Source organism: Janthinobacterium sp. SUN033, assembly GCF_030397595.1.
Classification (GTDB): domain Bacteria; phylum Pseudomonadota; class Gammaproteobacteria; order Burkholderiales; family Burkholderiaceae_D; genus Janthinobacterium; species Janthinobacterium kumbetense.
In genome coordinates this window covers 1-3,602 of record NZ_JAPQNV010000012.1, presented here as the reverse complement: position 1 = coordinate 3,602, position 3,602 = coordinate 1, and the positions used below count along the sequence as shown (strand labels likewise).

4 protein-coding genes are annotated in these 3,602 nt (G+C 63.4%); all 4 read left to right on the top strand.

The window, feature by feature from the left end; translation table 11 throughout:
- On the top strand, positions 1–935 hold a 935-nt coding region (locus OX460_RS28450), incomplete at its 5' end, for a thiamine pyrophosphate-dependent enzyme (protein ID WP_289900659.1).
- Complete coding sequence (iolE, locus tag OX460_RS28445) at positions 932–1,846, top strand: myo-inosose-2 dehydratase (RefSeq protein WP_289900658.1); 915 nt, start codon at positions 932–934, stop codon at positions 1,844–1,846. The genes OX460_RS28450 and iolE, both read left to right, overlap by 4 nt.
- Positions 1,843–2,640, top strand: a complete 798-nt coding sequence (gene iolB, locus OX460_RS28440) for a 5-deoxy-glucuronate isomerase (protein ID WP_289900657.1) — start codon at positions 1,843–1,845, stop codon at positions 2,638–2,640. Before iolE ends, iolB begins: the two co-directional genes overlap by 4 nt.
- Positions 2,641–2,654: 14 nt before the next feature.
- A partial coding sequence (gene mmsA, locus OX460_RS28435; RefSeq protein WP_289900656.1) for a CoA-acylating methylmalonate-semialdehyde dehydrogenase occupies positions 2,655–3,602 on the top strand: 948 nt, incomplete at its 3' end.

The following is a 3,602-nucleotide window of genomic DNA, read 5'->3' as shown; positions in this document are numbered from 1 at the left end:
CCGTGGGCACGCGCTTGCAGGATTTTACGACGGGCTCGAATTCCCTGTTTGCGCAGGCGCAACTGGTCAGCCTGAACGTCAACGCTTTCGATGCGCTGAAACGCCGTGGCCTGGGCGTGCAGGTGGACGCGACACTGGGCTTGCAGGGCTTGTCGCGGTACTTGCCTAATTGGAACAGCGCGGGCCAATGGCTGAACCGCGCGCAACAGGAGGCGAATGCCTGGCGCGCCACCGTCCTGGCCATTACTGGCCAGCGCGAGGTGGCTGGCTTGCCGTATGACGGGGAAGTCATCGGCGCCGTGCAGCGCTCATCCAAGGATTCCACCAGCCGCGACATCGTCGTCTGCGCGGCAGGCACCTTGCCGGCCGAACTGCACAAGCTGTGGCGCACGTCGACAGCCGGCGGCTATCACATGGAATACGGCTATTCGTGCATGGGCTATGAAATCGCCGGCGGCCTGGGCGTCAAGATGGCCAAACCCGATGCCGAGGTGATCGTCATGGTGGGCGACGGCAGTTATCTGATGATGAATTCGGAAATCGCCACCTCCGTCATGCTGGATAAAAAACTCATCATCGTCGTGCTCGACAACCGGGGCTACGGCTGCATCAACCGCCTGCAGCAGGCGTGCGGCAACGCGTCATTCAACAATATGTTGCCCGACAGCGCACCCGCCATCGACTTCGCCCTGCATGCGCAATCCTTGGGCGCGCTCTCCGAACACGTGGCCAACATTGCCGAACTGGAACAGGCGATGCTGCGCGCCCGCGCCGCATCGCGCACCTACTTGATCTGCATCAATACGGACGCCACGCGCACGACCGAGGAGGGCGGTTGCTGGTGGGAAGTGGCCGTACCCGAAGTCTCGACGCAAGCCGGCGTGCAAGCTGCGCGCGCCCGTTATGAACTTGACCGCCAAGGACAACAAAAATGACTACATGGAATGTGAAGATCGGCATCAACCCGATCTCGTGGATGAACGACGATTTACCCAGCCTGGGCGGCGAAACGCCGCTGGAAACAGCACTGAAGGAAGGCGCCGAGATCGGCTACGTGGGCTTTGAACTGGGCAACAAGTTTCCCAAGGATGCCCCGGCCCTGAACGCCGTGCTGGGGAAATACAATCTCGCCTGCGTGTCCGGCTGGTATTCGGGACGGCTGGCGCACCGGTCCGTGGAAGAGGAAATTGCCGCCGTCGGGCCGCATCTGCGCTTGCTGGCCGACAGCGGCGCCACCGTCATGGTCTACGGCGAAGTGGCGGACGCGATCCAGGGCGAAGCCCGCCCCTTGTATAAACGTCCGCGCTTCCAGTCGCCGCAGCAATGGCAGGCGTACGCCGACAAATTGACGGCGTTTGCGAAACACTTGCTCGACCACGGCGTGCGCCTGGCCTACCACCACCACATGGGCGCCTACGTGGAAACGCCCGCCGACGTGGATCAGTTGATGGCCTTGACGGGGTCGGAAGTCGGCTTGCTGTTCGACACGGGCCACATCACCTTTGCCGGCGGCGACGCGCTGGCGGTCTTGAACAAGCACATCGATCGCATCTGCCACGTGCATTGCAAGGATGTGCGCCCCACCGTGGTGAAACTGGCGAGAAATGGCCACTGGAGTTTCCTGCAAGCCGTCATCAATGGCGCCTTCAGCGTGCCCGGTGACGGCAGCATCGATTTCCCCGCCATCCTCACGCGCCTGTATTTGCACGGTTATGAAGGCTGGCTGGTGGTGGAGGCGGAGCAAGATCCGGCCGTGGCCCCCAGTTATCAGTATGCCAAGATGGGCCACGATTACCTGGCGCGTCTGGTCGACGCGATTCCGCGATTGAAACGGGAGGCGGCATGAGCCCGCTGCTGGTGAAAGCGGCCAAGACCAGCGGCAAGATCGTCGAAGTCACGCCCGCGTCGGCCGGCTGGACGCACGTGGGCTTTGCCGCGCACCGTCTTGCGGCAGGCGAACAGCTCACTTTGGAGACGGGCAGCCGCGAACTGTGCCTCGTCGTGCTGACGGGCACGGTGACGGTGCAGGCGGGCGGGCAGACCTGGGAAGCCATCGGCAATCGCCAGAGCGTGTTTGACGACGTCTCGCCCTACGCCGTGTATGTGCCGCTGGAAACCACGGTCGGCATCACGGCCGTGAGCAACGCGGAAGTGGCGCTGTGTAGCGCGCCGGCCACGACCCATCGCCCGGCGCGCCTGATCGACCCGCAGTCGATGACGCGTTCCGTGCGCGGCAAGGGGGCGAACACCCGTTATGTGTGCGACATCTTGCCGCAGACGGCCGAGGCCGATGGCTTGCTGGTGGTCGAGGTGGTCACGCCGTCCGGCCATTCGTCCAGCTATCCGCCGCACAAGCACGACAGCGACAATATCCCGCTGGAAAGTTCGCTGGAAGAAACGTACTACCACCGCCTGAACCCCGAGCAGGGCTTTGCGTACCAACGCGTCTACACGGACGACCGCAGCATCGACGAAGCCATGGCCGTGGAAAACCACGACGTGGTGATGGTGCCCAGGGGTTACCACCCCGTCACCGTGCCGTATGGCTACGATGGCTATTACCTGAACGTGATGGCCGGCCCGAAACGCGTGTGGCACTTTAAAAACGACCCGGCCCATGACTGGCTGATGACGAAATAACCAAGGACAAGACAATGACTACCCCGATGATTGGCCACTTTATTGGTGGCAACCCCATGGCGTCGCGCTCCGAGCGCACCAGCGACGTCTACAATCCCGCCACGGGCGCCGTCACGGCGAAAGTATCGCTGGCGACGCCTTCCGAGCTGAACGCGGCCGTGGCTGCCGCCCACGCGGCCTTTCCCGCCTGGTCGCAAACGTCGCCCCTGCGCCGCGCCAGGGTCATGTTCAAGTTCAAGGAGTTGCTGGAAGAACATGCGGATCAATTGGCGGCCCTGATCACGGCCGAACACGGCAAGGTGTTCACGGATGCAAAAGGGGAAGTGACGCGCGGCATCGAAGTGGTGGAATTTGCCTGCGGCATCCCGCAGCTGATGAAGGGAGAATATTCGGAGCAAGTGGCCGGCGGCATCGACGCCTGGTCGATCCGCCAGGCATTGGGCGTGTGCGTCGGCATCACGCCGTTCAATTTCCCCGTGATGGTGCCGATGTGGATGTTCCCGATGGCGATTGCCTGCGGCAATACCTTCGTCTTGAAACCGTCGGAGCGCGACCCGTCGGCGAGCCTGCTGCTGGCGCAGCTGTTGACGGACGCCGGTTTGCCGGACGGTGTCTTCAACGTGGTGCAGGGCGACAAGGAAGCCGTGGATGGCTTGCTGCACCACCCGGACGTGCGCGCCGTCAGTTTCGTCGGTTCCACGCCGATTGCCGAGTACATCTACGCCACCGGCTGCGCCCAGGGCAAGCGCGTGCAAGCCTTGGGCGGGGCGAAAAACCACATGGTCGTCATGCCGGACGCGGACATTCCGCAGACGGTGGACGCCCTGATGGGCGCCGCCTTCGGTTCGGCGGGCGAGCGCTGCATGGCCATTTCCGTCGTCGTGGCGGTGGGCAATGTGGCCGACCAACTGGTCGAGGCGCTGGTGCCGCGCATCGCGGCCCTGAAAATCACGCAAGGCATG